This window comes from Paractinoplanes atraurantiacus (genome assembly GCF_900215205.1).
GTDB classification, from domain to species: Bacteria; Actinomycetota; Actinomycetes; order Mycobacteriales; family Micromonosporaceae; genus Actinoplanes; species Actinoplanes atraurantiacus.
Genome location: NZ_OBDY01000010.1, coordinates 130,549 through 155,273, shown reverse-complemented (window position 1 = coordinate 155,273; position 24,725 = coordinate 130,549). Strand labels below are relative to the sequence as shown.

Here is a 24,725-nt window from a genome sequence, read left to right as displayed (position 1 = left end):
TGAGTCCCGCCGGGCGCTGCCGATGAACAGCGCGAGGAGGGTCAACATCTATGCGATTGCGCACCTGGATCGCGGTCGTGATCAGCGTCGTCCTGCTGGCCGGCGCGGGCACGATCGGCATCCTGGTCAACCGCTCGGCGCTGCGTGCGGCCGACGAGGTGCACCGGGCTGACTCACGCGCTCTCGGCGTGAACAACAAGACCCTCACCGGCGCTCTTCAGGGGCTGTCGGCGGCCGAGCTCGGCAAGTTCCTGACCGAGAACTCGCTGCATCTCGGGAAGAACAGCGCCACCGACCGGGCGGCGCTGCGGCTGCTGGCCTCCAAGAGCACCTACTTCGCGTACGGCACCCTGGTCCTCGATCTCAAGGGCAACGTCCTGACCAGCTCGCGCGACTCCGGGGTGCCGGCCACGACCGACGCCGGCTGGAAGCCGATGCTGGCCATGCTGACCGCGGGCCAGAGGTACGGCGTCTCGTCGATCATGTCGGTCGACGCCACCTATCTGGAGGCGGTCGCCGTCCCGGTCATGGTCGGCGGCAGCGCCGTGGCCCTGCTGGTCGGCCTGAACGACGTCGCCAAGACCCCGTTGCAGCAGTACACGGTCACGCTCGGCAGCAAGGCCCACCTCACCACGATCATCGACAGCGCCGGCACGATCGCCGCCACCAGCGACCCCACCGACCTCGGCCACAAGGTCGACCCAGCCATCCGCAACGCCCTCGCCGCCGACCCGGACACCGAGTTCGTCGAGTACACCGACGTCGACGGCCACAAGATGATCGCCATCGTGGTCGGCGGCCTGCCCGGCGGCTGGGCCTACGTGCGCACGCAGAGCCAGGCCTCGTTCGACGGCGCGGTGCACTCCAAGAGCCAGACGCTGAACCTGACCCTGCTCGCCATGCTGCTGATCGGTGTGCTGGCCATCGCCGCCCTCGGCTATCGCACGATGAAGCAGCGCCGGCAGGCCGACCAGCGCTTCCAGGCCCTGTTCCAGCACGCGCCCGACCTGGTCTCGGTGCTCGACGCGCACGGCAACATCGAATATTCGAGCCCGAGCGCCAAGGGGATCCTCGGCTTCGAGCAGGGGCAGCTGGTCGGCAGCAGCGTCTTCGACATCGTCCACCCCGACGACCGGCCGTACATGCGCGAGCAGTTCGCCCTGCTGCTGAGCCGCCGCGACGCGGTGCTGCGGTTGCAGTGCCGCTCGAGCTCGGCCCGCGGCGAGTACCGCTGGTTCGAGTTCACCGCCTCCAACCAGATGCACAACCCGGCCCTGCACGGCATCGTGATCAACGCGCGGGACATCTCGGAGAACCGCGCCTTCCAGGAGCGGCTGGCGCACGAGGCGCAGCACGACGCGCTGACCGGCCTGCCCAACCGGCGGCGCATGCAGGACGCGCTCGGCGCCTCGCTGCGCGACCAGCCGGTCGGTGTCCTCTTCGTCGACCTCGACGGGTTCAAGCCGGTCAACGACGCGCACGGGCACGAGGCCGGCGACGAGCTGCTGCGGCAGGTCGCCCGGCGGCTGACCGGCTGCGTGCGCGAGGGTGACGTGCTGGCCCGGGTCGGCGGCGACGAGTTCGTGGTGCTCATGCCGGGCGTCGCCGGCGACGCCGACACCACGGCGGCGTGCGACCGGATCCGGTCCGCGATCGAGGAGCCCTTCACGATCGAGGGGATTGACGTACGGATCGGAGCGAGCGTCGGCGTGCACCTCGCACCCAGCGCGGGCGATCCGGACGAGGCCCTGCGCGCGGCCGATCACGCCATGTACGCGGTGAAGAAATCCGGCCGGGATCGACGCGCCCCCGGGGGCAGGCACCGCGCCGAGGACTGAAAACCGGCACACTGTGTGCATCTTCCCTATCGAAGGTGGTGCCGGTGGTGTCCAAGATCCTCTCGCGTCGTGATCTCGACTTCCTCCTGTACGAGTGGCTCGACGTCGAGGCGCTCACCGAGCGGGAGCGCTTCGCCGAGCACTCCCGCGAGACGTTCGACGCCTTCCTCGACGTGTCGGCCCAGATCGCCGAGCGCGATTTCGCCCCGCACAACCGGCGCAACGACCTCGAGGAGCCGACCTTCGACGGTGTACGGGTCGAGGTCCACCCGGAGGTCGGGGCGGCGCTCAAGGTCTTCAACGAGACGGGCCTGATCTCCGGCACGATGGACGCCGAGCTCGGCGGGCTCCAACTGCCGGCCGTGGTGGCCCGCGCCTGCTTCCTGTGGTTCCAGGCGGCGAACATCGCCACCTCGTCCTACCCGCTGCTGACCATGGCCAACGCACACCTGCTGACCACCTACGGCTCGCCTGCACAGATTGCGAGATTCGTGCAGCCGATGGTCGAGGGCCGTTTCACCGGGACGATGTGCCTGTCCGAGCCGCAGGCCGGCTCGTCGCTCAGCGACGTGCTGACGCGGGCGGTCTCTCACGAGGACGGCTCCTACCGGATCACCGGCAGCAAGATGTGGATCTCGGGCGGCGATCACGAGCTGAGCGAGACGATCGTGCACCTCGTGCTGGCCCGGGTGGCCGGGGCGCCGCCCGGCGTCAAGAGCCTGTCGCTGTTCATCGTGCCCAAGCACCACGTGGCCGAGGACGGCACGGTCGGCGAGCGCAACGGGGTCTCGCTGTCCGGGCTCAACCACAAGATGGGCTGGCGGGGCACGACGAACGCGGTGCTGTCCTTCGACGACGCGACCGGATATCTGGTCGGCGAGGAGGGCAAGGGCCTGGCCTACATGTTCCACATGATGAACGAGGCCCGGATCGGTGTCGGTGCGGGCGCGGTGGCGCTCGGCTACACGGGATATCTGCACGCGCTGGACTACGCGCGCGAGCGTCTCCAGGGGCGGCCGGTGGCCGCCAAGGACCCGGCCGCGCCGCCCGTGCCGATCGTCGACCACCCGGACGTGCGCCGCATGCTGCTCGCCTCGAAGGCGTACGTCGAAGGGGGTCTGGGCCTGATCCTCTATGCGTCGAAGCTGCTGGACGAGCCGTCGGCCGAGAACGACCTGCTGCTCGACGTGCTGACGCCGATCGTGAAGGCGTGGCCGTCGCAGTGGTGCCGGGTGGCCAACGACCATGCGATCCAGGTGCATGGCGGGTACGGGTACACGCGCGAATATCCGGTGGAGCAGTTCTACCGGGACAACCGGCTGAATTCGATCCACGAGGGCACCGACGGGATTCAGGCTCTTGACCTTCTGGGCCGTAAGGCCGTGATGAAGGGTGGGGCCGGATTGGCGTTGTTGCTTTCGACAATTCGGGCGTCTTGTACGGGTGATCTCGGGGCGCCCGTGCTCGCGGTTTGTGACCGGGTCGCTTCTTCCACCGAGACTTTGTGGAAAGACGGCGATCCCACGGTCGCACTGGCCAACGCCACCGCCTATCTCGACGCGGTCGGGCATCTGGTGATCGCCTGGATCTGGTTGTCGCAGATCGACGCCGTGGGGGACAAAACGGGCGCGTTCTACGACGGGAAGCGGCTGGCGGCCCGCTACTTCATCACGCACGAGCTGCCGAAGATCGGGCCGATGCTCGACCTGCTCGACTCCCGCGACACGCTGCTGGCCGACCTCGACCCCGCCTGGCTGGGCTGACATGGCGTCCCCGGCGATCCAGGTCGAGGTCGGCGACCTCGAGGTGCGCGTCTCCAACCCGGACCGCGTCTACTTCCCCGACCTCGGCCTGACGAAGCGCGACCTCGTCGACTACTACCTGTCGGTCGGCGACGGCATCGTGCGGGCGCTGCGCGAACGGCCGTGCATGCTGCACCGCTTCCCGGACGGCCTGGCCGGCGAGAAGGTCCACCAGAAGCGGGTGCCGAACGGCGCGCCGCCGTGGCTGGAGACGGTGCGGGTGAAGTTCCCGCGCTACAACCGGCACGCCGACGAGCTGTGCGTGACCAAGCTGGCCGACGTGATCTGGGCCGTGCAGATGTCCACCGTCGAGTTCCACCCGTGGAACTCCCGCCGGGCCGACACCGAACAGCCCGACGAGTGGCGCATCGACCTCGACCCGATGCCCGACTGCCCGTTCGACCGGGTCCGCCGCGTGGCCGGCGTGGCCCGCTCGGTCTTGGACGACCTGGGCATCACCGGCTACCCCAAGACCTCGGGCGGCCGGGGCCTGCACGTCTACGTCCGCATCCGCCCCGACTGGGGTTTCGGCGACGTCCGCCGGGCCGCCCTGGCCTTCGCCCGCGAGGTCGAACGGCGCGCCCCCGACGACGTGACGACCACGTGGTGGCGCAAGGACCGGGACCCGGCCGCCCTGTTCGTCGACTACAACCAGAACGCCCGGGACCACACGATAGCCAGCGCCTATTCGGTCCGGGGCAACCAGCGGGGCACGGTGTCCGCCCCCATCACCTGGGACGAGATAGCCGACGTCGAGCCGGACGACTTCACCATCCAGACCGTCCCGGCCCGTTTCGCCCAGCTCGGCGACCTGCACGCCACCATCGACGACGAGCACTTCTCGCTGGAGACCCTGCTGGAGTGGGCGACCCGCGACGAGAAGGCCGGCTTGGAGGGCCCCGCCGACGACTGAACCCACCCACCGCGTCAGGCCGCGCGATTGCCCGATTGCGCGGCCCTCGACAGAACGGACGGCGTCTCCGCGCGCCGCCTTTTCACCTAACGGAGGTGGAGCGTGAACACCAGCGCCGGCAACAGCAGAATTCCCTCACGACACGTGCGCCTCTCGGTCGACGAGCTGATCCGCGCCAAGCAGTCTCGGCCGGTCCGCTCCCTGGCCGACATCGACGTGGCATCACTGATCATCAAGAAACGCCTGCCACCCCCACTGGCGACCAAGCTGATCGACACGCAGCCGGTCCTGACCTTTGTCACCCGCGCCTAGTTGGTCAAATGGGCTGAGGTCCGCGACTGGGGCGCGGGCAGTCGCCGGAAGCCCGGAGCATGGCTGGCGGCAATGCCCATGCCGCCCGGCGACGAGGACGTGGCCGACACGTTCGGCTATCTCGCCGCCGCTTCGATGCGACGTGGGCGGCCGCGGCCCATGAACGACGCGTGGGTCGCCGCCTGCTGTCTCACCCACCGCCTGCCGTTGGCGATCCTCAACGTCAAGGACTTCGAAGATTTCGGCTGCACCATCACCTGGAGATCGTCACCGCGCCGGCGTGACAGGCCGCTACGCGGCGGGGCCTAGTTTGGCGATGATGGTGGTGAGTTCGCTGGCGTCCAGCTCGTAGGCGGTCCGGCCGGTGTGGGGGTCGCGGGCGTGCAGAGTGTGGAAGACCGGGGAGTGGGGGCCGCCCAAGTCGATCACGGAGGCCGAGGCGCCCCGGACGGCTCGTTCCGTGCCGGGGGTGGCGGTCAGGTCTATGCGGGTCACCACGCCCGGGGTCACCCAGACCGGTATGCCGGTCAGCAGGCCGAACAGTTGCAGGTGGAAGTGGCCGCACAGGATGAGGCGGACGTCGGAGCCCCCGATCGCGGCGGCCAGCTCCGGGCCGTTGTGCAGGCCTACTGCGGACTGCACCGCCACGCCGGGTACGGCCACGGGCGGGTGGTGGAAGGCGACGATGCTGCCGTTCGGGGCGGGCTGGGCCAGGACCGAGCGCAGCCATGTCAGTTGGGTGGCGCTGATCCGCCCGTAGCCCTTGCCCGGCACCAGCGAGTCGAGGGTGATGACGCGGTATCCGGCGACCGTGCTCGCGGCGGCGCGCTCGGCCGTCTCCAGCTGGACGACCGGCTCGGTGCCCAGGTGGCCGGAGCCCAGTTCGGCGGCGAAGGCGGGGCGGTCGTCATGGTTGCCGGTGGTGAAGATGGCGGGGATGCGGCGCAGCGAGTCGCGGGTGTCGACGCCGTCGCGGTTGGGGCCGAGGGCGCGGGTCAGGTGGGTGTCGGACAGGTGCAGCAGGCGCATTCGGCGACGCTACGTGAAACCCGGGTGCGGAGGGGGGTGATGGGCGTCTATGAAGAGGCATGACTTCTCGAATCTTGGCCATCTGTATCGAGGCCCGGCGGCCCCGGGAGCTGGCGCAGTTCTGGGGTGAGCTGCTGGGGTGGAAGGCGTCGGCGGAGGATCCGCTGGTGCTCCGGCCCGCGGACGAGGGCGGGATTCCGGTGTGGTTCGTGCCGAGCGAGGAGGACAAGGCCGGGCCGAACAACATGCACTTCGATCTGACCAACGGGTCGGAGGAGGAGCAGGCCCGGACGGTCGAGCGGGCCCTCGCGCTCGGCGGGCGGCACGCCGATGTGGGGCAGCACGGGGACGAAGGGCATGTCGTGCTGGCCGACCCCGAGGGCAACGAGTTCTGCGTGATCGAGCCGGGGAACAACTTCCTCGCCGGGTGCGGAACGGTCGGGGCGCTCAACTGCGACGGGTCGCAGGCGGCCGGATATTTCTGGAGTGCGGCCCTGGGGTGGCCTCTGGTCTGGGATCAGGATCAGGAGACGGCGATCCAGTCGCCGGACGGCGGCACGAAGATCACGTGGAGTGGGCCGCCGCTCTCGCCGCGGGCCGGGAAAGACCTGTTCCTGGCGCTGGAGACCAACGATGTGGGGCAGCTCCTCCGACTAGGAGCCTCGCGCGCCGGCGACGGGATGTTGATCGACCCCGATGGAACTAAATTTTCCGTGTTAACACGTCCGTAACACGGACAAAACGAGTTCGCCTCCGTTTGCGCGGTCTATCAAACCGGTTTAGGTTCGCGTTCAAACCGGTTTGAACAACCGCCGGAGGTGGCATGACCAGGCCCACGATCCGTGACGTCGCGGCGGCGGCGGGAGTGTCCAAAGGCACCGTGTCGTTCGTCCTGAACGGACGGCCGGGCGTCGCCGAGGACACCAAGCGCCGCATCCTCGACGCCGCGCGCGAGCTCGGCTGGACGCCGAGCCATCAGGCCCGCGCGCTCTCCACCTCGCGCGCCTTCGCCGTCGGCCTGGTTCTGGCCCGCGAGCCCGAGCTGCTCGGCGCCGACCCGTTCTTCCCCGCCTTCATCGCCGGCGTCGAGCGCACCCTCTCCGATCGCGGCCAGGCCCTCGTGCTCCAGGTCGTGCCCGAGGACGAGGAGGAGGCCGGCTACCGGCGGCTGGCCGGCAGCAAGCGGGTCGACGGGGTCTTCCTGCTCGACCTGCGGGTCGGCGACACCCGGATCGCCCTGCTCGAGGAGCTGGGGCTGCCGGCCGTCACCATCGCCCGGCCCGACGTGCCCAGCGGGTTCCCGGCCGTGCTGGTCGACGACCGGCCCGGCATCGTCGCCGCGGTCCGCCATCTGCAGGAGCTCGGCCACCGCCGGATCGCCCACGTCGGCGGACCGGCCCACTTCCTGCACGCGGCGATCCGCAAGAAGGCGTGGGAGGAAACGGGCGAAGGGCCCTATGTAGAGGCCGATTTCTCGGCGGCCGGCGGCGCGCAGGCCACCCGCGAATTGCTCGAAGGCAAAGAACCACCCACCGCGATCGTCTACGCCAACGACCTCATGGCCATCGCCGGCATGGCGGTGGCCCAGGAGCTCGGTGTGCCGGTCTCGGTCACCGGCTTCGACAACACCGAGCTCGCAGCGTATGTGAGCCCACCGCTCACCACGGTCCGCACCGACCCGTACCTCTGGGGCCGGAAAGCCGCGGAAGCCCTGCTCGGCCTCATCGAGGGCGAGCACAAAACAGACATCCCCGTGCCCCCCGCCCAACTCGTCGTCAGGGGATCCACCGCTCCGACAGGAGGAACCGAACGATGAAACGTACCCTCCCGGCCCTCATCGTCACTGCGAGTCTGCTCATTGCCGGCTGTGATGGCGGCGGCGGCGCCGACGCCGAAAAGGCCAACGCCGCCACCGGCCCGATCACGATCTGGCTCTCCAACAACCAGGAAGAACTGGCCTGGGGCAAGGCCATGGTCGAGGCCTGGAACGGCCAGCACGCCGACCAGAAGGTCACCGCGCAGGAGATCCCCGCCGGCAAGAGCTCGGAGGAGGTCATCGGCGCCGCCATCACGGCCGGCAACGCGCCCTGCCTGATCTTCAACACCGCGCCGGCCGCCGTGCCGCAGTTCCAGAAGCAGGGCGGGCTGGTCGCGCTCGACTCGTTCGACGGGGCCGCGCAGTACATCGCCGACCGGACCGGTGACACCGCCGAGCAGTACAAGTCGCCGGACGGCAAGTTCTACCAGCTGCCCTGGAAGTCCAACCCGGTGATGATCTTCTACAACAAGGACGTCTTCGCCAAGGCCGGCCTCGACGCCGAGAAGCCCGCGCTCAGCACGTACGACGACGTCCTGGCCGCCGCCCGCAAGATCAAGTCTTCCAAGGCGGCCCAGTTCGCCATCTGGCCCGCGCCGACCAGCGAGTTCTTCCAGTCCTGGTTCGACTTCTACCCGATGTTCCTGGCCGAGACCGACGGCAAGCAGCTCGTGCAGGACAGCAAGGCGCAGTTCAACTCGCCCGAGGGCCAGAAGGTCGCCGGCTTCTGGAAGACCATGTACGACGAGGGCCTGGCCGGCAAGGAGCAGTACAACGGCGACTCGTTCGCCGACCAGAAGGCGGCCATGGCGATCGTCGGCCCGTGGGCGGTGGCGGTCTACGGCGACAAGGTGAAGTGGGGCTCGGTGCCGGTGCCCACCTCGACCGGCAAGCCGGCCGAGCAGATCAAGACGTTCAGCGACGCCAAGAACGTCGCCATGTACAGCGCCTGCCAGAACCGGGCCACCGCCTGGGAGCTGATGAAGTTCGCGACCAGCAAGGAGCAGGACGGCGCGCTGCTCGACAAGACCGGGCAGATGCCGCTGCGCAAGGACGTGGCGACCACCTATCCCGACTACTTCACCAAGAACCCGGCCTACAAGCAGTTCGCCGACCAGGCGGCCCGCACGGTCGAGGTGCCCAACGTGCCCAACAGCGTCGCCATCTGGCAGACCTTCCGCGACGCGTACTCGGCCTCGGTGATCTTCGGTAAGGAGCCGGTGGACCAGGCCTTCAGCGGCGCCGCCGAGAAGGTCGATCAGCTCGCCAGCGGGTCCTGATGCTCAAGGAAAGAGCACTGGGACGGCACCCGGTCGGGATGATCCTGGCCGCACCGTACGCGGTCTACATCGCGGTCATCTTCGCCTACCCGTTCGGGTTCGCGGTCTGGATGAGCTTTCACGACTACTTCTTCGCCGCGCCCGGCGCGATCGTCGACCACCCGTTCGTCGGCCTGGACAACTACAAGGCGGTGCTGACCGACCCGGCGGTGCTGCGCAGCTTCCGCAACATCGGCGTCTTCCTGATCATCAACGTGCCGCTCACGACCGGGCTGGCGCTGCTGCTGGCGGTCGCGCTGAACAAGGTGGTGCACGCGCGGACGTTCCTGCGGGTCGCCTTCTACGTCCCGTACGTGACGGCCAGCGTGGCCGTGGTCGGCGTGTGGCTCTTCCTGTTCAACTCGGACGGCCTGGTCAACACGGTGCTCGGCCCGCTGGCGCCGGACCCGTCCTGGCTGATCAACGAATACCTCGCGATGCCGGTGATCGCCGTTTTCGTGACCTGGAAGCAGCTCGGCTTCTTCATCCTGCTCTACCTGGCCGCGTTGCAGAACGTGCCGAAGGAGCTCTACGAGTCGGCCTCGGTCGACGGCGCGACGGCCTGGAACCGCTTCTGGTCGGTGACCGTGCCCGCGGTCCGGCCGGCCACCGCGCTCGTGGTGATCCTGTCGCTGATCACCGGGGCCAACCTGTTCACCGAGCCCTATCTGCTCACCGGCGGGGGCGGGCCGAACGGCGCGTCCGCCTCGCCGGTCCTGGTGATGTATCAGCGCGGATTGCAACAGGGCGAGCCCGATTTCGCCGCGGCGATCGGGGTGCTGCTGGTCATCGGGGTGCTGATCGTCGCGTACATCAATCGGCGTTTGATCGAGAGGGACTGACATGGCGCGATTGCGGCACGTCGTGCTGTTCCTGGGCGCGCTGGCCTTCCTGTTTCCCTTCTATTACATGCTGATCGGGTCGCTACAGTCGTCGCCGGACACGTCCGTGAAAGGCGCCTTCCCGACCTCGGGCCTGACCCTCGACAACTACAAGGACATCAATTCCCGGGTCGATCTGGTCGGCTCGCTCATCAATTCCGGCATCTTCACCGGCGGCGTTCTGCTCGGCACCGTCGTCTTCGGCGTCCTGGCCGGCTATGCGCTGGCCCGGCTGCACTTCCGCGGGCGGGGCACGCTCTTTGTGCTGGTCCTGCTGGTGCAGGTCATCCCGTTCCAGCTGCTGCTGATCCCGCTCTACGTGCTCATCGTGCGGGGCTACGGGCTGGCCGACTCGTACCTCGGAATGATTCTGCCGTTCGCCATCAACACGACGGCGGTCTTCATCTTCCGGCAGTTCTTCCTCCAGCTCCCGGACGATCTGTTCGCCGCGGCCCGGCTCGACGGCGCGGGCGAGTTGCGCATTCTCTGGTCGGTCGCGCTGCCGTTGGTGCGCCCGGCGTTGCTGACCGCCGTCCTGCTCACCTTCATCGGCCCGTGGAACGAATTCCTGTGGCCGTTCCTGGTGACCAAACAGGCGGACATGCAGCCGCTGGCGGTCTCGCTGGCCAATTACATCAGCAATGTCTCGGCGCGGGCGGCCAATCCGTTCGGCGCGATCCTGGCCGGAGCCTGCGTGCTGGCCGCGCCCGCGGTGGGCCTGTTCATCGCCTTCCAGCGGCACTTCGTCTCCACCGATCTCGGCTCCGGAGTGAAAGGCTGACATGACGTACTCGATGACCCGCCTCGGCGTGATCATGGCGCCCGACACCGGCGACACCCTCGAGGCGGAAGGGGTCCTCAACCCGGCGAGCGGGTGGGGCCCGGACGGAAAGCTCTACCTGCTGCCGCGCATGGTCGCGCCGGGCAACGTGTCCCGGGTCGGCCTGGCCGAGGTGCAGATCAGCGACGGCGTGCCGGTCGGCGTGCGCCGGCAGGGCGTGGTCCTGGCCCCGGACGAGGGCTGGGAGCGCGGCAAGAACAACGCCGGCGTCGAGGACCCGCGCACCACCTGGGTGCCGAGCCTCGGCAAACATGTGATGACGTACGTGGCGTACGGGCCCCTGGGTCCCAAGCTCGCGCTCGCCGTCTCGGCCGACCTGCGCAAGTGGGAGCGTCTCGGGCCGGTCCAGTTCACGTACCAGAAAGACCTCGACACCGACCTCAACCTCTTCCCCAACAAGGACGCGGTGTTCTTCCCCGAGCCCGTGCCCGGCCCGGACGGGCGGCTCAGCTACGCGATGCTGCATCGTCCGATGTGGGATCTCGGCTGGTTCCGCCCGGGCGAGGGGGTGCACCTGCCGGCCGGCATCGCGGACGAGCGGGCCGGCATCTGGATCTCCTACGTCCCGGCCGACCTCGTGCACGACGACATCACCGCGCTGGTCCGGCCGCGGAACCACCGCTGCGTGGCGCTGTCCGAATACCCGTACGAGGCCCTCAAGATCGGCGCCGGCCCGCCGCCGCTGCGGGTGCCGGAGGGCTGGCTGCTGATCCACCACGGCGTCACCGGTTACATCCCGCCCGGCTTCGACCCCACCAACCAGAGGGTGACGTACGCGGCCGGGGCGATGATCCTCGACCCGGCCGACCCGGGCCGGGTGCTCACCCGTACCTCCGAACCGATCTTTGTCCCGGAAACGGCGGACGAGCAGTCCGGAACCGTTCCCAACGTCGTCTTCCCCACCGCCATCGAGCAGGTCGACGGCGTCCACTACGTCTTCTACGGCATGGCGGACAGCAAGATCGGCGTCGCTCGGCTGACCAGAGGAGCACACGATGAAACGCAGATCCGTGTTGTCGGCCAGCGGGCTGGCTCTGACGGCCCCGCTGCTGACGCCGTCCCCGGCCCAGGCGGCGCCGAGCCGTCTCACTAACCTCGCCCATCTCGATTTCCTGCGCGACCGCGTCACCCCGCCCGGCCAGACCTCGGAGATCGGGGTGCTCTGGACGTACGCCGAGCCGAACGCCGACGGAAGCTACCGCCGGATCGGCGGCGGCACCTACGACGCGGCCACCGACACCTACAGCCAGGGCGCGTTCAACTCCGACGACATCGCGCGGGCGGCGGTCGTCTACGTGCGGCACTGGAAGCAGACCGGCAGCGCGGCCAGCAAGGCGGCGGCGCACGAGCTGCTGCGCGGGTTGACGTACATGCAGACGCTCTCGTCCGGGAACTTCGTGCTGTGGATGCAGCCGGACGGGACGCTGAACCCCAGCGCCGAACCGCGCGAACTGCCCGACCCGTCCGACAGCGGGCCCTCGTATTGGCTGGCCCGGGCGGTGTGGGCGCTCGGCGAGGGCTACGCCGCCTTCAAGGACCCCTTCCTGCGGGAACGGCTCGATCTGGCGATCGGGGCACTTCAACGTCAAGTTCTCCGGCTGTACGGGCGATGGCAGCTCATCGACGGCAAGCGCGTGCCGGCCTGGCTGATCGTGGACGGCGCCGACGCGACCGCCGAGGCGATGCTCGGCCTGTGCCACGCACCAGGTGAACGGGCTCGGCGGATGCTGCGGCAGTTCGCCGAGGGGGTGGCGGCCATGGGTGCCGGCGGGGCGCGGTCGTGGCCGTTCGGCGCTGTGCTCCCGTGGGCCCTGTCCCTGTCCGACTGGCATGCGTGGGCGTCGCAGATGCCGGCCGCGCTGGCCCGCGCGGCGAAGGTCCTCGGCGACGCCGATCTGGTGAAGCCGGCGGTGACCGACTCCGCGGTGTTCACGCCGTGGCTGCTCACGTCGGGCGGCCCCGACAACGGCCGGCTGCCGACCCGGATCGACCGCAACCAGATCGCGTACGGTGTCGACTCGCGCCTGCAATCCCTGCTGGCGGTGGCCGAGACGACCGGGCGGCCGGGCTTCCGCCGCCTGGCCGGCATCGTGGCCGCCTGGTACTTCGGCGCCAACGCGGCCGGGGTGCCCGCCTACGACCCGGCGACCGGCCGGACCGTGGACGGCATAGCGGGCGACGGCACGGTCAACCGCAACGCCGGCGCCGAATCGACCATCCACGGGCTGTTGAGCATGCTGGCGCTGGACGCCCACCCCGACGTGGCCGGGCTGGCCGCCCAGGGCCACATCGTGGAGCGGGTGGGGTCGACCACTGTGGAGGCCGAGCTCGCGACGCTGAGCGGCGGCGCCACCGTGGTCACGCCGTCGTCACCGTGGACGGGCGAGTCGCAGTACAGCAACGGCAGCTACGTCCGGCTGCCCGCGGGCGCGTCACTGCGCTGGCGGTTGCCGGCCATGTCCCAGCCCCAGCTGGTGCTGCCGATCGCCGACCTGCGCCCCGGCAGCGAGGCGGTCACCCGCTGGTCGACGGGTGGCGTCCTGCGGCACGGGCGGATCGGAGCGCAGGGGGCGTCACCGGCGCCGGGCGCTTTGCTTCCGGTCGCGGTGGGAGAGCTTCCCCCAGGCCGTACGGAGTTGACGGCCACCGCGTCCGGCGGCGACGCGGCCTTGGTGGACGCGGTCATGCTGGAACCGCTGGTGTCCCGCTACGTGATCGGCGGCGGCGGGCAGACGACCACGTTGTTGCGCAGCGCGGCGGTCGCTCCGAAAACCGTGACGGTGGCCGGGGTCGCGGAGGTCTACGACTCCACGGGGGTGCTGCGCTCCCGGACGACAGGGCCGCGGGCGGTGGTCCTGCCCGGCGGCTTCACCGTGGTCCGCACGGGCTCGTAGTCCCGCCCAGCCCGGCCGATTCCGCGCCCGGCCCCTATGTCGCGCCCCGGCCGCTTTCGCTGAGCGGGCGGGGCGGGGCGTGGGCGGGGCGTGGGCGTTCGCGTCGCGGTGGTTCGCGCTCTTGTAGCCTGGCGCGATGCGTTTCCGCCGGCCCTGGCCGCTCGCCGCCCGGGTGGCCGTGGGTGGTGTCGCCGCGGTGGTGGCCCTCGTCGGCCTGCGGCTGGCGGTCGAGGACACGGCCGACTTCTCCGCGCCCCGCAAGGGTGAGCTGGTCGGCGAGGCCTCGTCCGCCGACGGCCGGTTCGAGGTGCGGGTGCTGCATTGGCGGGCCGTCCTCGGCGAGGACGGCTGGGATGTCGTCGTCCGGAACAGCAACGGCCGGGAGGCGTACGCGGGCTGCCTCTACTCGGAGAACGACGGCACCTACACGGGCATCGAGGCGGTCGGCGACGGCACGGTCCGGCTGGCCACCGAGGAGGGGCCGGTCACGGTCGGCTTCGACCCGGCGACAATGAGGATCACCAGCCGCATCCCCGTCGCGCTGTGCGCCACGTACGAGTCGTAGGTATACCTAGGCAGCGCTGAGCAGCGAAGATACGCAACGGTGACCGATGTGATGGCTGCTCGGGCGGACGAGACTCGAAGCATGTTGATGAACTCGGAACTGATGCTGGTCCTGGCCCACGAGCACCACCGCGACCTGATCGCCGAAACCGACCGCCGGCGGCTGTTCACCTCGGCCCGCCTGACCCGGGCCGCGCGCAAAGCGAGCAAGAAGCGCGCGGTCCGCGGACAGCCCGCCGGCTTCTTCACCGCGCGGCGGGCCTGACGGGGGTCACGGCTTGCGCGCCACCCCGCAGACGACGTCGAGGTGTTTGGCGTCGTCTGCGGCCGGCCGCCACAGGGGCGCCGAGACCACGCCCGGCTCGATCAGCTCCAAGCCGTCGAAGAAGCGGGCGAACTGGGCGGGGCCCCTCAGGACGTACGGCGGATTGGCCTGCTCGTTCCAGATCTTCTCGGCCTCGCCGTGCTCGACACTGTGCGAACCGTCGAGCGCGATGAAATAGCTGCCCGGGGCGAGCGCCTCGAGATAGGCCCGGACCATCGTCTCGGCCTCGTCGTCGTCGGTGACGTGCCCCAGCAGCCCCGACATGATCAGGGCGACCGGCCGGCTGAAGTCGAGCGTGCCGGCCGCCTCGGCCAGCACCTTGGCCGAGTCCCGGCCGTCGGCGTCGACATATTGCGTGGCGCCCTCCGGGCTGCTGGTCAGCAGGGCCCGGGCGTGCGACAGGATCATCGGGTCGAAGTCGACGTAGACGATCCGCGACTCCGGGGCGACCCGCTGCGCCACCTCGTGCGTGTTGTCGGCGGTCGGCAGGCCGGTGCCCACATCGAGGAACTGCCGGATCCCGGCCTCGGCGGCGAAGGTGACCGCCCGTACGAGAAAAGCCCGCGAAGCCCGCGCGTTGTCGACGATGTCCGGGAAGGCCTGCCGGATCTGATCGCCCACCGCCCGGTCGACGGCGAAGTTGTCCTTGCCGCCGAGCCAGTAGTTCCAGATCCGAGCCGTCTGCGGCTCACTCGTGTCGAACTGCGCGTCACTCATGTCGCCCGCCGTCCCGAACCAGTCTGAAGTGGACGGACACATGCTAGGGCACGAGCGCCAGATCGAGCAGGTAACTGCGGGTGTCGGCTCCGGCCCACCGAACCTCGGTCACCTCCTCGCCGCTTCCGAGACGCACGGTCCCGGGCCGGCCGCGCACCAAGTCCAGCCGCACGATCCGGCGAACGGTGAACGTCCGCCGGGCGCGGCGCAACACCTCCTCGGCGGGCACGAAGCCGTCGGTCTCGTAGCCCTCAGCGAACCTGAGCCGGCCATGCACCGTCGTCCAGGTGCCCGGCGGCGGCACGGGCTTCCCGATGACGTAGATGCCGAGCCCGTCGACATCGATCAGCCAGCCGTCGTCCGACCAGATGGTGCTCTCCACGTCGAGAGCCCGGCCGGCCACCTCGTGCGTCCACCCGGGCCCGCGCTCGACGGCGAGGGCCAGAGACATCTCGACCGTTCCACCCAGCTCGGCGGTGAACCCGTCGCTGGCCACCACGCTGTCCGGAACGAAGACCTCCTGCCACAACATGCTCATGTCATAGATCATCCAGGAGCAGACTGGCACCGTGGATGATCCTTTCCCGTTGGCCGAGATGCCGCTCGGCCTGCTGCTCAGCCTGGCCCGGCGAGAGGTCGAACACGGCGGCGACACACCACGGCCACACCTCGTCGAACTCCACCGCCGCCCCGTGTTCGACCGAGCGGCCGAACTGGTCGACCACGAGGACCCGACTTGGCGCGCCCTCGGCGTGGCCATCCTGCGGGAACTGGATGAGGCCTCGCCCGCTCGCACGATCCCCCTGCTGCGCGCCCGGCTCGCGACGGAGAACGACCTCGACGTCCTGAGCTGGATCGTGTCGGCCCTCGGATTCCATCAAGCCGTCGAGGCGTTGCCCGACGTCCTCCCACTGGCCGACCATCCGGATGTCGGCGTGCGGTACGCCGTCACCTGGGCGCTGCCCAGCCTGGTCGACCTCTCCGCCGTGGACCCGGCCGCCGCCGAGGCCCTGTTCCAGCTCTGCGAGGACGACGACGAGGACATCAGGTTCTACGCCCTCTACGCGATCACGCGCGAGCTGGCGGCCTTGGACGTGAACGCGGTGGACGCCGTGACGGTCAAGCTGAAGGACGACCCCGACGACCAGGTACGGGCTATGGCCCTCGACCACCACGACGCGATCCGCGAGGCGCGCCGCCTGCTGGGCGACGACCACTTGATCGGCCCGGTCCTGGTCGGCCTCGCCGGCGAAGGCGACGTCGAGGACATGCGCGCCCTGGTACCGGACGAAGCCCTGGCACAACAGCTGGTCACCTGGTGGAACGGCCGCGCCCTGAGGTGGTCGTAGTGGGATGTCGGATCGTTGCTCGCCCTGGAGGAGTTACTGGAAGCAGGCTTCTGGGCGCGACACCGCGTGCTGTCCGCCGCCGCGGTCGATTGGCAGCGCCATCAGTTGGTGAAGGTCATCGGCCCTGATTTCGGCCTCGGGGACAGGGATCTGCGCGCCGAGCTGACCGCTCTGCTGAACAAACCGCTGCCTGACCCCAGCCCGGCTCACCGCCGGCTGCGGGAGGTCATCGCCCATGCTCGCAGCGGATACCTGAGCCGGTGGGCGACCGCGGTCGCCAAGCCAGGGGAGCATCGACCGCAGCCGGAGCGGCTCGCCCGCCTCGTCACAGCACACCTGCTCGATCTCGGCTACGACGCGACCCACCTGGCGACGTGGATCGGGTCTCTTTCCCGCCGCCGGGCGAGCACCGAGGAGATTCTCGAGCAAGCGATCGCGCTCGGCTCCGCGGCGCCACGAGAATTCGCTGTCCTCGCGGCCTTGGAGAGCGCGCCCGAACTCGGACAAGCACAGAAGCACGGCTCGAACAACGTGGTCATTCCACCAGCGGCATGCGCGCCGCCGGAGGTTTTCTCTACAGGGTGACCTCGCGTGATCCGTTCGGCGCGGCCGACCAGGTTCGCGAACTCGTCGATCGCCCGGTGGCGCGGTCGTCCTTCGTACGCGGCAACAAGATCGGAATTAAGCCCGCCTCGCAACTCTGGGTCGATCAGCACCCCGACCCGATCCCTCTCGCCACGCCGACCAGAGGCGCCTACGTGCTGTCCATGGTGAACGAGGGCCATCTCTACCGGGTCGACGGGCAGCGCATGCTGATCAACGACGCGCTCGAGTTGGCCGCCCCCATGAACCACGGTGTTCTCGCCCCTGCGGTCGCAGGCGCGTGGGCCGCGATCGAATCGCTGTTGTCGCATCCTGACGACCCTGCTGAGGAGGAGAGGTCGGGGAAGGCCGTCGCCGCCGACCGGTTGGCGGCCATCCTGGCATGCTCGTGGCCTCGCGCCGAGCTGACAGCTCTGGCCTACAGGCGTCAACCCGAGACTCCCGACGCCCTGGCAAAGAGGCTGGAGACCTGCGGCACCAACCGGGAGCGGGCGTCCGCTGTGGCCGAGGCAGCTCGCGACCGTAGCCGCCGTATTCCGGATCGCGTTGCGGCGTCTGTACCGGACCCGCAACATCGTTCTTCACGGCGGCTCCACGCAAGGAGTGGCGGTGAAGGCAGCCCTGCGGATCGCCGTGCCGCTGGTGGGCGCCGGGCTCGACCGGATTACTCATGCGTCGTTGGTCGAAGGCCTTGCCCCGCTCGACCTCGCCGCCCGGGCCGAAGTCGGGCTCAATCTCGTCGGAGGCGAGACCGGTCTGACCGTGGCTGATCTTCTCAGACCGCATACCTGAGGGGTGCGGCCAGAAAGCAAGAATGCCCCGGCCGAATGGCGGGGGCTCTCGCTGGTGAACCCAACGTACACGACTTCCGACGCGCTCGACCGCATGTCACCCAGGAGGGTCAGGCATGGCCTTGGGTGTTGAGGCGGGCGGCCTGGCGGGTCAGGTGATCTCGTTCGGCGGCGTTGGTGGCCTCTCGGGCGGCCTGGGCGTACAAGCGGGCGGCGGTGGGCAGGTCGCCGGCTCGTTCGTGGAGGTGGGCGGCGACTGCCGTGTAGCGCGGCAAGGACGGGTCGAGGGGGGTCAAGGCCGCCAAGCCGGCCTGGGGGCCGTCGGCCTCGCCTACCGCCACGGCTCGGTTCAGCCGGACCACCGCGCTGTCGGTGAGTGCGGCCAGCTCGTCGTACCACTCAACTATCTGCAGCCAGTCCGTCTCCTCGGCGGTGGGGGCGTCGGCGTGCAGGGCGGCTATCGCGGCCTGGGCCTGGAACTCGCCCAGGCGGTCCCGGGACAGGGCCAGCTGGAGGATCTGGACGCCCTCGGCGATCAAGCTGGTGTCCCAGCGGGTGCGGTCCTGGTCGGCCAGCGGGATCAGGCTGCCGTCGGGGGCCGTGCGGGCCGGGCGGCGGGCGTGGTGCAGCAGCATCAGGGCGAGCAGGCCGGCCACCTCGGGGTGGTCGAACGCCGCGGACAGCTGGCGGGTCAGGCGGATGGCTTCCGCGGCCAGGTCGACGTCGCCGGAGTAGCCCTCGTTGAAGACCAGGTACAGCACGCGCAGGACCGTGGCCACGTCGCCCGGCTGGTCGAAGCGGACCGTCGAGACCGTCTTCTTGGCGCGGCTTATGCGCTGGGCCATCGTGGCCTCGGGGACCAGGTACGCCTCGGCGATCTGGCGGGTCGTCAGGCCGCCGACGGCGCGCAGGGTCAGCGCCACCGCCGAGGACGGGGTCAGTGACGGGTGGGCGCACAGGAAGTACAGGCGCAGGGTGTCGTCGGCGGCCGCGGCCGGGCCGGGGGCCGGTTCGGCGTCGACCAGGTCCTCGCGGCGGCGGCGGGCCGTGTCGGCCCTGGTGGCGTCGAGGAACCTGTTCCAGGCGACCGTGATCAGCCAGGCTTTGGGGTCGCGAGGCTCGGCGGTGGGCCACGCCCGTACGGCCTCCATCAAAGCGTCCTGTACGGCGTCCTCGGCCGCCGCGAAGTCGGCTCCGCGGCGGACGAGGACCCCGATCACGCTGGGAGTGAGGCTCCTCAGCAGGGACGAGTTCATTCGGTGATGGTCGGCATCTCGGTCAGGAACGGGCGGACCTCGAGCCACTCGTGGATGGGCTTGCCGCCGGCGCCGGGGGCCGCCGACAACTCCCCGGCCAACTCGACGGCGCGGTCGCGGCTGTCGACGTCGATGATCATCCAGCCGGCGATGAGGTCTTTGGTCTCGGCGAACGGGCCGTCGGTGACCGGCGGGCGTCCCTCGCCGTCGTAGCGGACCCACTCGCCCTCGGGGGCGAGCGCCTGGCCGTCGACGAACTCGCCGGTCTTCTCGAGACGGGCCGCGAAGTCGTTCATGTACTTGATGTGGGCCGTGATCTCTTCGGGGGCCCACTTGTCCATCGGCACGTCGTTGACCGCCGACGGGGCGCCACGGTAGTGCTTGAGCAGCAGGTACTTGGCCATGATGGTTCTCCTCGGTGCCTCGGCGACCCCATTCTGGTCGCTCTCACCACCGGGGACGGAGCCGCACACGCGTTCTCGACATGGCCGGCGGAAAAACTTCTAACCAGTTGTGCCGCGCACCCACGGCAGCGACACCTTCTCCAGCCAGACCAGGGCGTAGTAGAGCACGATGCTCACGATCGCCATCAGGGTCAGTGCGGCGAAGGCCGTGGCCGTGTCGCCCTGGCCGCTGGTCTGCACGATGATGGTGCCGAGGCCGGCGTCGACCGAGCCGGACTGCATCTCGCCGACCGCCACGCCGATCACGGCCAGCGGCATGGCCAGCTTGAGGCCGGTGAAGATCTGCGGCAGGGCGCCGGGAACCCGGATGCGGTGGAAGGTCTGCAGGCGGGTCGCGTCCAGCGACCGGGCCAGCTCGGCCAGGTCGGCCGGTGTGCTGGTCAGGCCGGTCGCCGTGGACAGGACGATCGGGAAGAAGCAGACCAGGAACGCCATCGCCAGCACCGGGGTGTTGCCGAAACCGAACCAGGCGATCATCAGCGGGGCCAGGGCCACCTTGGGCACCGCGTTCAGCGCCACCAGCAGCGGGGCGAAGGCGCGCTCGAACGGCTTCCACGCGGCCAGCGCGGCGCCGATGGCCACGCCGACGACGACCGACAGCCCGAAGCCGATCAGCGTGATCTTCGTGGTGCCCCAGGTGGCCTTCAGGAGCAGCGACGGGTACTGGGTGAACGCGTCCACCACCTGGGGCGGGGACGGCAGGATGATCGTCTGCACGTCGAACATCTCGACGGACAGCCACCACACCGCGACGGTGACCACGAGGCCGAGCAGCGGCCACAGGACCACCGACGGCGACCAGCGACGGCGGGGCGGGGCGGCGGCCGGCGAGTCAGGCCGCGTCAACGTCTCCTGCACCACGAGGGCTCCTTACCGAGGGCGGGCGCGCCGTCGAGAGACGGCGCGCCCCACCGAAAGAGAGGATCAGGCCTTCGGCGTCAGATCGAAGTCGATGACGGACTCGGGCTTGAGGCCCGGGTCGATCTGGCCGGAGCCCTGCAGGATCGCGATGCTGCGGGCCACGCGCTCGGCGTCGAGCGCGCCGACCGGGATGCCGGCGGCGGCCGAACGGACGTACGGGCCCATCAGGGTGAGCTCGGCGGCCGCGCCCTCGGGCTTCGCCGTCGGGACGTACTTCGTGAGGATCTTGCCGGCGTCGGCCGGGTTGTCGATGGAGTCCTGGAGGCCCTTGAGCAACGCCTCGTTGAACTTCTTGACCTTCTCCGGGTTGTTCTTGGCGTAGTCGCTGGAGGTGATCAGGACGTTGCCGTAGAGGTCCTGGAGGTAATCGCTGTACGGCAGGACGACCGCCTTCTTCTTGGCGATGCCCTCCACCGTGGGCTTGCCGACGACGAACTGGCCGATGCCCTGCACCTTGCCCGAGGCGAGCGTGCCCATCAGCGTCTGCGCGCTGGTCGGCTGCCACTTGACCTTGGTCTCGTCGATGTTCGCGAGCTTCGCGTACGTCGGGAACAGACCCTGGACCACGGAGCCGGGCTGGTCGGCGATGAGCTTGCCTTCCAGGTCCTTCGGCGAGGCGATCTTGCTGTCCTCGAGCGCGATGATCGCGGCCATCGTGCGCTGCTGGATCGCGGCGACCGCGGTGAAGCCGGTGACCTTGTCCTTGCCGCCCGCGTTCAGCAGGGCGCCGGTGAGGTCGACCGGGGTGAACTGGGCCTGACCGGCCACGATGGCCTTGATGTTGTTACCGGTGCCGGAGCCCGGCTTGATCTCGACGTCGAAGCCCGCGTCCTTGAAGTAGCCCTTTTCGAGGGCGACATAGGCGTACGCGTCCCGGCCGAAGGTGTTGAAGGAGGTCAGGTAGGTGATCTTCTCGGTCGAGCCGTTGGCGCCGCCGGACTTGCCGTCGGAGTCGCCGGAGTCGTCGGAGCAGCCGGCCGCGGCGCTCATCGTGAGGGCGAGGGCGCCGGCGACGACCGATCGCACGAAGGTCCTTCTCTGCACCGTGATCCTCCGGTGGGGGTATGTTCCCGGCAAAACGCCGAGCGGGGACGGGGATGCCCCGACCGGGGATCGTAGGGCAAACTGCTCCATACATCGATGACAAGTTCGTCTCAACCCCGAAGTGGACGGATCCTTCACGATCGATCATGATGAGCCGGGTATGCGTCCGATCAGGGAAATTAGGGACGATGATGCGCGTCTGTCTGTTCATCGAGCCGCACCGGGGTGCGACGTACGACACCCAATTGAGGTTGGCCCGGCACGCCGAGGACGCCGGTTTCGAGGGATTGCTGCGGGCCGACCACTACCGGTCGCTGACGCCCGAGCCGGGGCTGCCCGGCCCGACGGACGCGTGGATCACTCTGGCCGGCCTGGCCCGCGAGACGACCACGCTGCGCCTGGGCACGCTGGTCAACTCGGCCACGTTCCGGCTGCCCGGTCCACTGTCGATCATGGTGGCGCAGGTCGACCAGATGAGCGGCGGCCGGGTCGAGCTCGGCATGGGCGCGGGCTGGGTCGAGATCGAGCACAGCGCGTACGGCATCCCGTTCCCGCCGCTGGGTGAGCGTTTCGACCGCCTCGAGGAGCAGTTGAAGATCCTGACCGGGATCTGGGGGACGCCCGAGGGCGAGGCTTACTCGTACGACGGAAAGCACTATCAGCTCCGCGACGCGCCCGCCCTGCCCCGGCCGGTCCAGCGGCCGCATCCGCCGATCATCGTGGGTGGCAAGGGGCCGAAGCGCACGCCCGAGCTGGCCGCCCGCTACGCCGACGAATACAACATGCCGTTCAAGAGCGTGGCCGACACCGCCGCCGCCTTCGAGCGGGTGCGGGTGGCCGCCAAGGACCGCACGCGCCCGATCACCTTCTCGGCCGGTGTCGTCGTGGCCCTGGGGCGGACCGACGCCGAGGCCAAGCGCCGCGAGGCCCCGCTGCACGCCAAGAGCGTGCTGCCGCCGGAGGACCCGGTGGTCGGCTCCCCCGGCCGCCTCGTCCAGCGGATCGGCGAGTTGCGGGAGATCGGCGCGACCCGCGTCCACCTGCGGATCACCGAGATGGACGACCTCGACCACGTCGACCTGATCGCCTCCGAGGTGCTGCCTCAGCTGTCCAGATAGGCCAGCACGGCCAGCACCCGGCGGTTGTCGTCCTCCGAGGGCGGCAGGCCGAGCTTGGTGAAGATGTTGTTGATGTGCTTGCTCACGGCCTTCTCGGTGACGAAGAGCCGGCCCGCGATCGCCGCGTTGGACCGGCCGGCCGCCATCTCGCCGAGCACCTCGCGCTCGCGGGCCGTGAGCACGTCGATCGGCCGGTTGCGCTCGAGCAGCTGGGCCACGACCTCGGGGTCCATCACCGTGCCACCGCCCGCGACCTGCTGCACCGCGTCGATGAACTGGGCCACGTCGGACACCCGGTCCTTCAGCAGGTAGCCGACGCCGCCCTTGCGGTCGGAGAGCAGCTCCCGCGCGTACAACGGCTCGACGTGCTGGGACAGCACCAGGATCGGCAGACCCGGCACCTCGGCCCGCGCGGCGATGGCCGCCTGGAGCCCCTCGTCGGTGAAGGTCGGCGGGAGCCGGACGTCGAGGACGGCCACGTCGGGTTTCTGCTCCAGCAGTGTGGGCAGCACCGACGGGCCGTTGTCGACGACGGCGATCACCTCGTAGTCGAACGCCTGAAGGATCCGGGTCAGTCCGTCCCGGAGGAGAGCATGGTCCTCGGCGATGACGACGCGCACGGCAGCTCCATGGTCACGATGGTCGGTCCGCCCGGCGGGCTGGACACGGACATCGTGCCATCGAAGGCGGCGAGGCGTCGTTCCATTCCGGCCAGACCCGTCCCCCGCGCCGGGTCGGCGCCGCCGTGCCCGTCGTCGCCGACCTCGAGGAGCAGCAGGTCGCCCTCGCGGCGCATGCTGACGTAGGCGAAGGTCGCGCCGCTGTGGCGCACCACGTTGGCCAGGCACTCGGCGACCGCGAAGTAGGCAGCGGACTCGACCGGCGTCTCGAGACGGCCGGTGAGCGAGGAATCGACCGACGTCGGAATGCGCAGGGTCAGCGCGAGCGCGCGCACGGCCCCGTCGAGGCCACGCTCGGCCAGCACCGGCGGGTGGATGCCGCGGACCAGGTGACGCAGCTCGGTCAGCGCGTCGGAGCTCGTCTCGCGGGCCTCGGCCAGTAGCTTGCGGGCGGTGGCCGGGTCGCGCTCGACCAGCTCCTCGGCCAGGCCGATGGTCATGCCGAGCGAGGCCAGCCGGGCCTGGGCGCCGTCGTGCAGGTCGCGCTCGATGCGGCGCAGCTCGGCGGCCTGGGCGTCGACCGCGTCGGCCCGGGTGACGGTCAGCCGGCTGACCCGCGAGCGCAGCTCGGCGGCCTTGGTCGGCCCGAGGAAGAGCTGGTTGAACAGCGCGTCGAAGCGGCGCAGGTAGGGCGCGACGACCAGGCCCAGCATGAGGATGAGCACGCCCTGGGGCAGCGACAGGAAGCCCTGGGCGACGCTCTCGATCGGCCAGTTGACGCCGTAGCCGTACCAGACACCGCCGAGGTGCAGCCAGAGCGGCAGCAGGATGATGCCCTCCAGTCCGTACGCCGGCAGGAACAGCGTGAGGACGCCGAGGGCCAGTCCGGCCACCGCGCCCGGCAGCAGCCAGGCGAAGTCGCGCCAGGTGGCCGGGTCGGCGACGATCCGCCGGAACGCGCCCCAGCCGATCGGCAGGCTGCCCTCGGGGCGCGGGCGGTAGGGCCGCTCGATGTGCACCCCGTACCACCCGGCGAGCCGCCGGGACAGGTCGGCCTTGGCCCGGATCAGCGCGGTCACGCCCGGCACCATCACCAGCCCGAGGCCGAGCACCGGGGTCAGCACCAGCCCGAGCACGAAGAACACGAACAGCGGGATGTTCATGATCGCCAGCACGATCGTCAGCAGCCCGGTGGCCACCGCCCGCAGCCCGTCGCGTATCCAGTCTCGTGTCTCCACCGACTCATCGTGACCCACCGGCGCCGGTCGGGTCAGTAGTGCTAGCCCTACCGAATTCGGGGGCCTGGCA

General features: G+C 69.8%; 27 protein-coding genes. 18 read left to right on the top strand and 9 right to left on the bottom strand.

Going from position 1 to position 24,725, the window contains the following annotated elements:
• Positions 1-50 precede the first annotated feature (50 nt).
• From CRP55_RS23375 to CRP55_RS53995, 5 genes are all read left to right on the top strand, one after another.
• On the top strand, positions 51-1,838 hold the full coding sequence (locus tag CRP55_RS23375; protein WP_097322256.1) for a sensor domain-containing diguanylate cyclase: 1,788 nt from the start codon (positions 51-53) through the stop codon (positions 1,836-1,838).
• 47 nt (positions 1,839-1,885) lie between these two features.
• Positions 1,886-3,601: an acyl-CoA dehydrogenase gene (locus CRP55_RS23370; protein ID WP_218854684.1), complete on the top strand. Its 1,716-nt coding sequence runs from the start codon at positions 1,886-1,888 to the stop codon at positions 3,599-3,601.
• Position 3,602: 1 nt separating this feature from the next.
• Entirely contained in the window at positions 3,603-4,553 is a 951-nt protein-coding gene (ligD, locus tag CRP55_RS23365; RefSeq protein ID WP_097322255.1) for a non-homologous end-joining DNA ligase, read from the top strand.
• A 102-nt stretch (positions 4,554-4,655) separates the two neighbouring features.
• Positions 4,656-4,865 carry a hypothetical protein gene (locus CRP55_RS54000; RefSeq protein WP_218854681.1) on the top strand — a complete coding sequence of 70 codons (210 nt, stop codon included), beginning with the start codon at positions 4,656-4,658 and terminating at the stop codon, positions 4,863-4,865.
• A 72-nt stretch (positions 4,866-4,937) separates the two neighbouring features.
• Complete coding sequence (locus CRP55_RS53995) at positions 4,938-5,174, top strand: PIN domain-containing protein (RefSeq protein ID WP_218854680.1); 237 nt, start codon at positions 4,938-4,940, stop codon at positions 5,172-5,174.
• Here the strand turns inward: CRP55_RS53995 and CRP55_RS23355 are convergent.
• The gene (locus tag CRP55_RS23355; protein ID WP_097322254.1) at positions 5,157-5,894 is read right to left on the bottom strand and encodes a metallophosphoesterase family protein; all 738 of its coding nucleotides are present in this window, start codon (positions 5,892-5,894) and stop codon (positions 5,157-5,159) included. The two genes, CRP55_RS53995 and CRP55_RS23355, sit on opposite strands and share 18 nt — an antisense overlap.
• Before the next feature lie 59 nt (positions 5,895-5,953).
• Between CRP55_RS23355 and CRP55_RS23350 the strand changes: the two genes are divergently transcribed.
• From CRP55_RS23350 to CRP55_RS23310, 9 genes are all read left to right on the top strand, one after another.
• Entirely contained in the window at positions 5,954-6,625 is a 672-nt protein-coding gene (locus CRP55_RS23350; RefSeq protein WP_097322253.1) for a VOC family protein, read from the top strand.
• A 92-nt stretch (positions 6,626-6,717) separates the two neighbouring features.
• Positions 6,718-7,710, top strand: coding sequence for a LacI family DNA-binding transcriptional regulator (locus CRP55_RS23345; protein ID WP_097322252.1), 993 nt, complete (start codon positions 6,718-6,720; stop codon positions 7,708-7,710).
• The gene (locus tag CRP55_RS23340) at positions 7,707-8,990 is read left to right on the top strand and encodes an extracellular solute-binding protein (protein WP_097322251.1); all 1,284 of its coding nucleotides are present in this window, start codon (positions 7,707-7,709) and stop codon (positions 8,988-8,990) included. The genes CRP55_RS23345 and CRP55_RS23340 overlap by 4 nt, the downstream gene beginning before the upstream one ends.
• The gene (locus CRP55_RS23335) at positions 8,990-9,871 is read left to right on the top strand and encodes a carbohydrate ABC transporter permease (RefSeq protein WP_097322250.1); all 882 of its coding nucleotides are present in this window, start codon (positions 8,990-8,992) and stop codon (positions 9,869-9,871) included. Before CRP55_RS23340 ends, CRP55_RS23335 begins: the two co-directional genes overlap by 1 nt.
• A gap of 1 nt (position 9,872) precedes the next feature.
• On the top strand, positions 9,873-10,691 hold the full coding sequence (locus tag CRP55_RS23330; protein WP_218854679.1) for a carbohydrate ABC transporter permease: 819 nt from the start codon (positions 9,873-9,875) through the stop codon (positions 10,689-10,691).
• A gap of 1 nt (position 10,692) precedes the next feature.
• The gene (locus CRP55_RS23325) at positions 10,693-11,844 is read left to right on the top strand and encodes a glycoside hydrolase family 130 protein (RefSeq protein ID WP_218854678.1); all 1,152 of its coding nucleotides are present in this window, start codon (positions 10,693-10,695) and stop codon (positions 11,842-11,844) included.
• Positions 11,747-13,645: a hypothetical protein gene (locus CRP55_RS23320; RefSeq protein ID WP_097322249.1), complete on the top strand. Its 1,899-nt coding sequence runs from the start codon at positions 11,747-11,749 to the stop codon at positions 13,643-13,645. The genes CRP55_RS23325 and CRP55_RS23320 overlap by 98 nt, the downstream gene beginning before the upstream one ends.
• A gap of 136 nt (positions 13,646-13,781) precedes the next feature.
• A complete protein-coding gene (locus CRP55_RS23315) occupies positions 13,782-14,210 on the top strand; it encodes a hypothetical protein (protein WP_097322248.1) in 429 nt (142 codons plus the stop codon).
• A gap of 81 nt (positions 14,211-14,291) precedes the next feature.
• Positions 14,292-14,474, top strand: a complete 183-nt coding sequence (locus CRP55_RS23310) for a hypothetical protein (protein WP_097322247.1) — start codon at positions 14,292-14,294, stop codon at positions 14,472-14,474.
• Positions 14,475-14,480: 6 nt separating this feature from the next.
• Here the strand turns inward: CRP55_RS23310 and CRP55_RS23305 are convergent, their stop codons facing one another.
• Together CRP55_RS23305 and CRP55_RS23300 are read right to left on the bottom strand one after the other, a co-directional pair.
• Positions 14,481-15,251 (bottom strand): SAM-dependent methyltransferase, encoded by a 771-nt coding sequence (locus CRP55_RS23305; protein WP_097322246.1) that lies wholly within the window; start codon positions 15,249-15,251, stop codon positions 14,481-14,483.
• 43 nt (positions 15,252-15,294) lie between these two features.
• On the bottom strand, positions 15,295-15,789 hold the full coding sequence (locus CRP55_RS23300) for a hypothetical protein (protein ID WP_143234824.1): 495 nt from the start codon (positions 15,787-15,789) through the stop codon (positions 15,295-15,297).
• Between the two features lie 31 nt (positions 15,790-15,820).
• Here CRP55_RS23300 and CRP55_RS23295 point away from each other — a divergent pair, with 31 nt between their 5' ends.
• The 3 genes from CRP55_RS23295 to CRP55_RS23285 all read left to right on the top strand — a co-directional run bounded on the left by CRP55_RS23295 (position 15,821) and on the right by CRP55_RS23285 (position 17,995).
• Positions 15,821-16,600, top strand: a complete 780-nt coding sequence (locus tag CRP55_RS23295) for a HEAT repeat domain-containing protein (RefSeq protein ID WP_143234822.1) — start codon at positions 15,821-15,823, stop codon at positions 16,598-16,600.
• Positions 16,601-16,615: 15 nt separating this feature from the next.
• On the top strand, positions 16,616-17,185 hold the full coding sequence (locus CRP55_RS52235; RefSeq protein WP_143234820.1) for a hypothetical protein: 570 nt from the start codon (positions 16,616-16,618) through the stop codon (positions 17,183-17,185).
• A gap of 627 nt (positions 17,186-17,812) precedes the next feature.
• Positions 17,813-17,995: a hypothetical protein gene (locus tag CRP55_RS23285; protein WP_097322242.1), complete on the top strand. Its 183-nt coding sequence runs from the start codon at positions 17,813-17,815 to the stop codon at positions 17,993-17,995.
• A 109-nt stretch (positions 17,996-18,104) separates the two neighbouring features.
• Here CRP55_RS23285 and CRP55_RS23280 read toward each other — a convergent pair whose 3' ends face one another.
• The 4 genes from CRP55_RS23280 to CRP55_RS23265 all read right to left on the bottom strand — a co-directional run bounded on the left by CRP55_RS23280 (position 18,105) and on the right by CRP55_RS23265 (position 21,625).
• Positions 18,105-19,250: an RNA polymerase sigma factor gene (locus tag CRP55_RS23280; RefSeq protein WP_097322241.1), complete on the bottom strand. Its 1,146-nt coding sequence runs from the start codon at positions 19,248-19,250 to the stop codon at positions 18,105-18,107.
• Entirely contained in the window at positions 19,247-19,654 is a 408-nt protein-coding gene (locus CRP55_RS23275) for a YciI family protein (RefSeq protein WP_097322240.1), read from the bottom strand. The genes CRP55_RS23280 and CRP55_RS23275 overlap by 4 nt, the downstream gene beginning before the upstream one ends.
• Before the next feature lie 99 nt (positions 19,655-19,753).
• Positions 19,754-20,572 (bottom strand): ABC transporter permease, encoded by an 819-nt coding sequence (locus CRP55_RS23270; protein WP_438865810.1) that lies wholly within the window; start codon positions 20,570-20,572, stop codon positions 19,754-19,756.
• Between the two features lie 66 nt (positions 20,573-20,638).
• Positions 20,639-21,625 carry an ABC transporter substrate-binding protein gene (locus tag CRP55_RS23265; protein ID WP_097322368.1) on the bottom strand — a complete coding sequence of 329 codons (987 nt, stop codon included), beginning with the start codon at positions 21,623-21,625 and terminating at the stop codon, positions 20,639-20,641.
• A 245-nt stretch (positions 21,626-21,870) separates the two neighbouring features.
• Here CRP55_RS23265 and CRP55_RS23260 point away from each other — a divergent pair, with 245 nt between their 5' ends.
• Positions 21,871-22,797: an LLM class F420-dependent oxidoreductase gene (locus CRP55_RS23260; RefSeq protein WP_097322239.1), complete on the top strand. Its 927-nt coding sequence runs from the start codon at positions 21,871-21,873 to the stop codon at positions 22,795-22,797.
• Here the strand turns inward: CRP55_RS23260 and CRP55_RS23255 are convergent.
• Positions 22,782-23,417, bottom strand: coding sequence for a response regulator transcription factor (locus CRP55_RS23255; RefSeq protein WP_097322238.1), 636 nt, complete (start codon positions 23,415-23,417; stop codon positions 22,782-22,784). The two genes, CRP55_RS23260 and CRP55_RS23255, sit on opposite strands and share 16 nt — an antisense overlap.
• Positions 23,369-24,655 (bottom strand): sensor histidine kinase, encoded by a 1,287-nt coding sequence (locus CRP55_RS23250; RefSeq protein ID WP_097322237.1) that lies wholly within the window; start codon positions 24,653-24,655, stop codon positions 23,369-23,371. The genes CRP55_RS23255 and CRP55_RS23250 overlap by 49 nt, the downstream gene beginning before the upstream one ends.
• Positions 24,656-24,725: the final 70 nt, after the last annotated feature.

Excerpts from the sequence above, each read along its gene's own strand:
- CRP55_RS23375 (WP_097322256.1), top strand. The coding sequence starts at position 51 with ATGCGATTGCGCACCTGGATCGCGGTCGTGATCAGCGTCGTCCTGCTG.
- ligD (WP_097322255.1), top strand. The coding sequence starts at position 3,603 with ATGGCGTCCCCGGCGATCCAGGTCGAGGTCGGCGACCTCGAGGTGCGC.
- CRP55_RS53995 (WP_218854680.1), top strand. The coding sequence starts at position 4,938 with ATGCCCATGCCGCCCGGCGACGAGGACGTGGCCGACACGTTCGGCTAT.
- CRP55_RS23355 (WP_097322254.1), bottom strand. The coding sequence starts at position 5,894 with ATGCGCCTGCTGCACCTGTCCGACACCCACCTGACCCGCGCCCTCGGC.
- CRP55_RS23350 (WP_097322253.1), top strand. The coding sequence starts at position 5,954 with ATGACTTCTCGAATCTTGGCCATCTGTATCGAGGCCCGGCGGCCCCGG.
- CRP55_RS23345 (WP_097322252.1), top strand. The coding sequence starts at position 6,718 with ATGACCAGGCCCACGATCCGTGACGTCGCGGCGGCGGCGGGAGTGTCC.
- CRP55_RS23340 (WP_097322251.1), top strand. The coding sequence starts at position 7,707 with ATGAAACGTACCCTCCCGGCCCTCATCGTCACTGCGAGTCTGCTCATT.
- CRP55_RS23335 (WP_097322250.1), top strand. The coding sequence starts at position 8,990 with ATGCTCAAGGAAAGAGCACTGGGACGGCACCCGGTCGGGATGATCCTG.
- CRP55_RS23330 (WP_218854679.1), top strand. The coding sequence starts at position 9,873 with ATGGCGCGATTGCGGCACGTCGTGCTGTTCCTGGGCGCGCTGGCCTTC.
- CRP55_RS23325 (WP_218854678.1), top strand. The coding sequence starts at position 10,693 with ATGACGTACTCGATGACCCGCCTCGGCGTGATCATGGCGCCCGACACC.
- CRP55_RS23320 (WP_097322249.1), top strand. The coding sequence starts at position 11,747 with ATGAAACGCAGATCCGTGTTGTCGGCCAGCGGGCTGGCTCTGACGGCC.
- CRP55_RS23315 (WP_097322248.1), top strand. The coding sequence starts at position 13,782 with ATGCGTTTCCGCCGGCCCTGGCCGCTCGCCGCCCGGGTGGCCGTGGGT.
- CRP55_RS23310 (WP_097322247.1), top strand. The coding sequence starts at position 14,292 with ATGTTGATGAACTCGGAACTGATGCTGGTCCTGGCCCACGAGCACCAC.
- CRP55_RS23305 (WP_097322246.1), bottom strand. The coding sequence starts at position 15,251 with ATGAGTGACGCGCAGTTCGACACGAGTGAGCCGCAGACGGCTCGGATC.
- CRP55_RS23300 (WP_143234824.1), bottom strand. The coding sequence starts at position 15,789 with ATGAGCATGTTGTGGCAGGAGGTCTTCGTTCCGGACAGCGTGGTGGCC.
- CRP55_RS23280 (WP_097322241.1), bottom strand. The coding sequence starts at position 19,250 with ATGAACTCGTCCCTGCTGAGGAGCCTCACTCCCAGCGTGATCGGGGTC.
- CRP55_RS23275 (WP_097322240.1), bottom strand. The coding sequence starts at position 19,654 with ATGGCCAAGTACCTGCTGCTCAAGCACTACCGTGGCGCCCCGTCGGCG.
- CRP55_RS23265 (WP_097322368.1), bottom strand. The coding sequence starts at position 21,625 with ATGAGCGCCGCGGCCGGCTGCTCCGACGACTCCGGCGACTCCGACGGC.
- CRP55_RS23260 (WP_097322239.1), top strand. The coding sequence starts at position 21,871 with ATGCGCGTCTGTCTGTTCATCGAGCCGCACCGGGGTGCGACGTACGAC.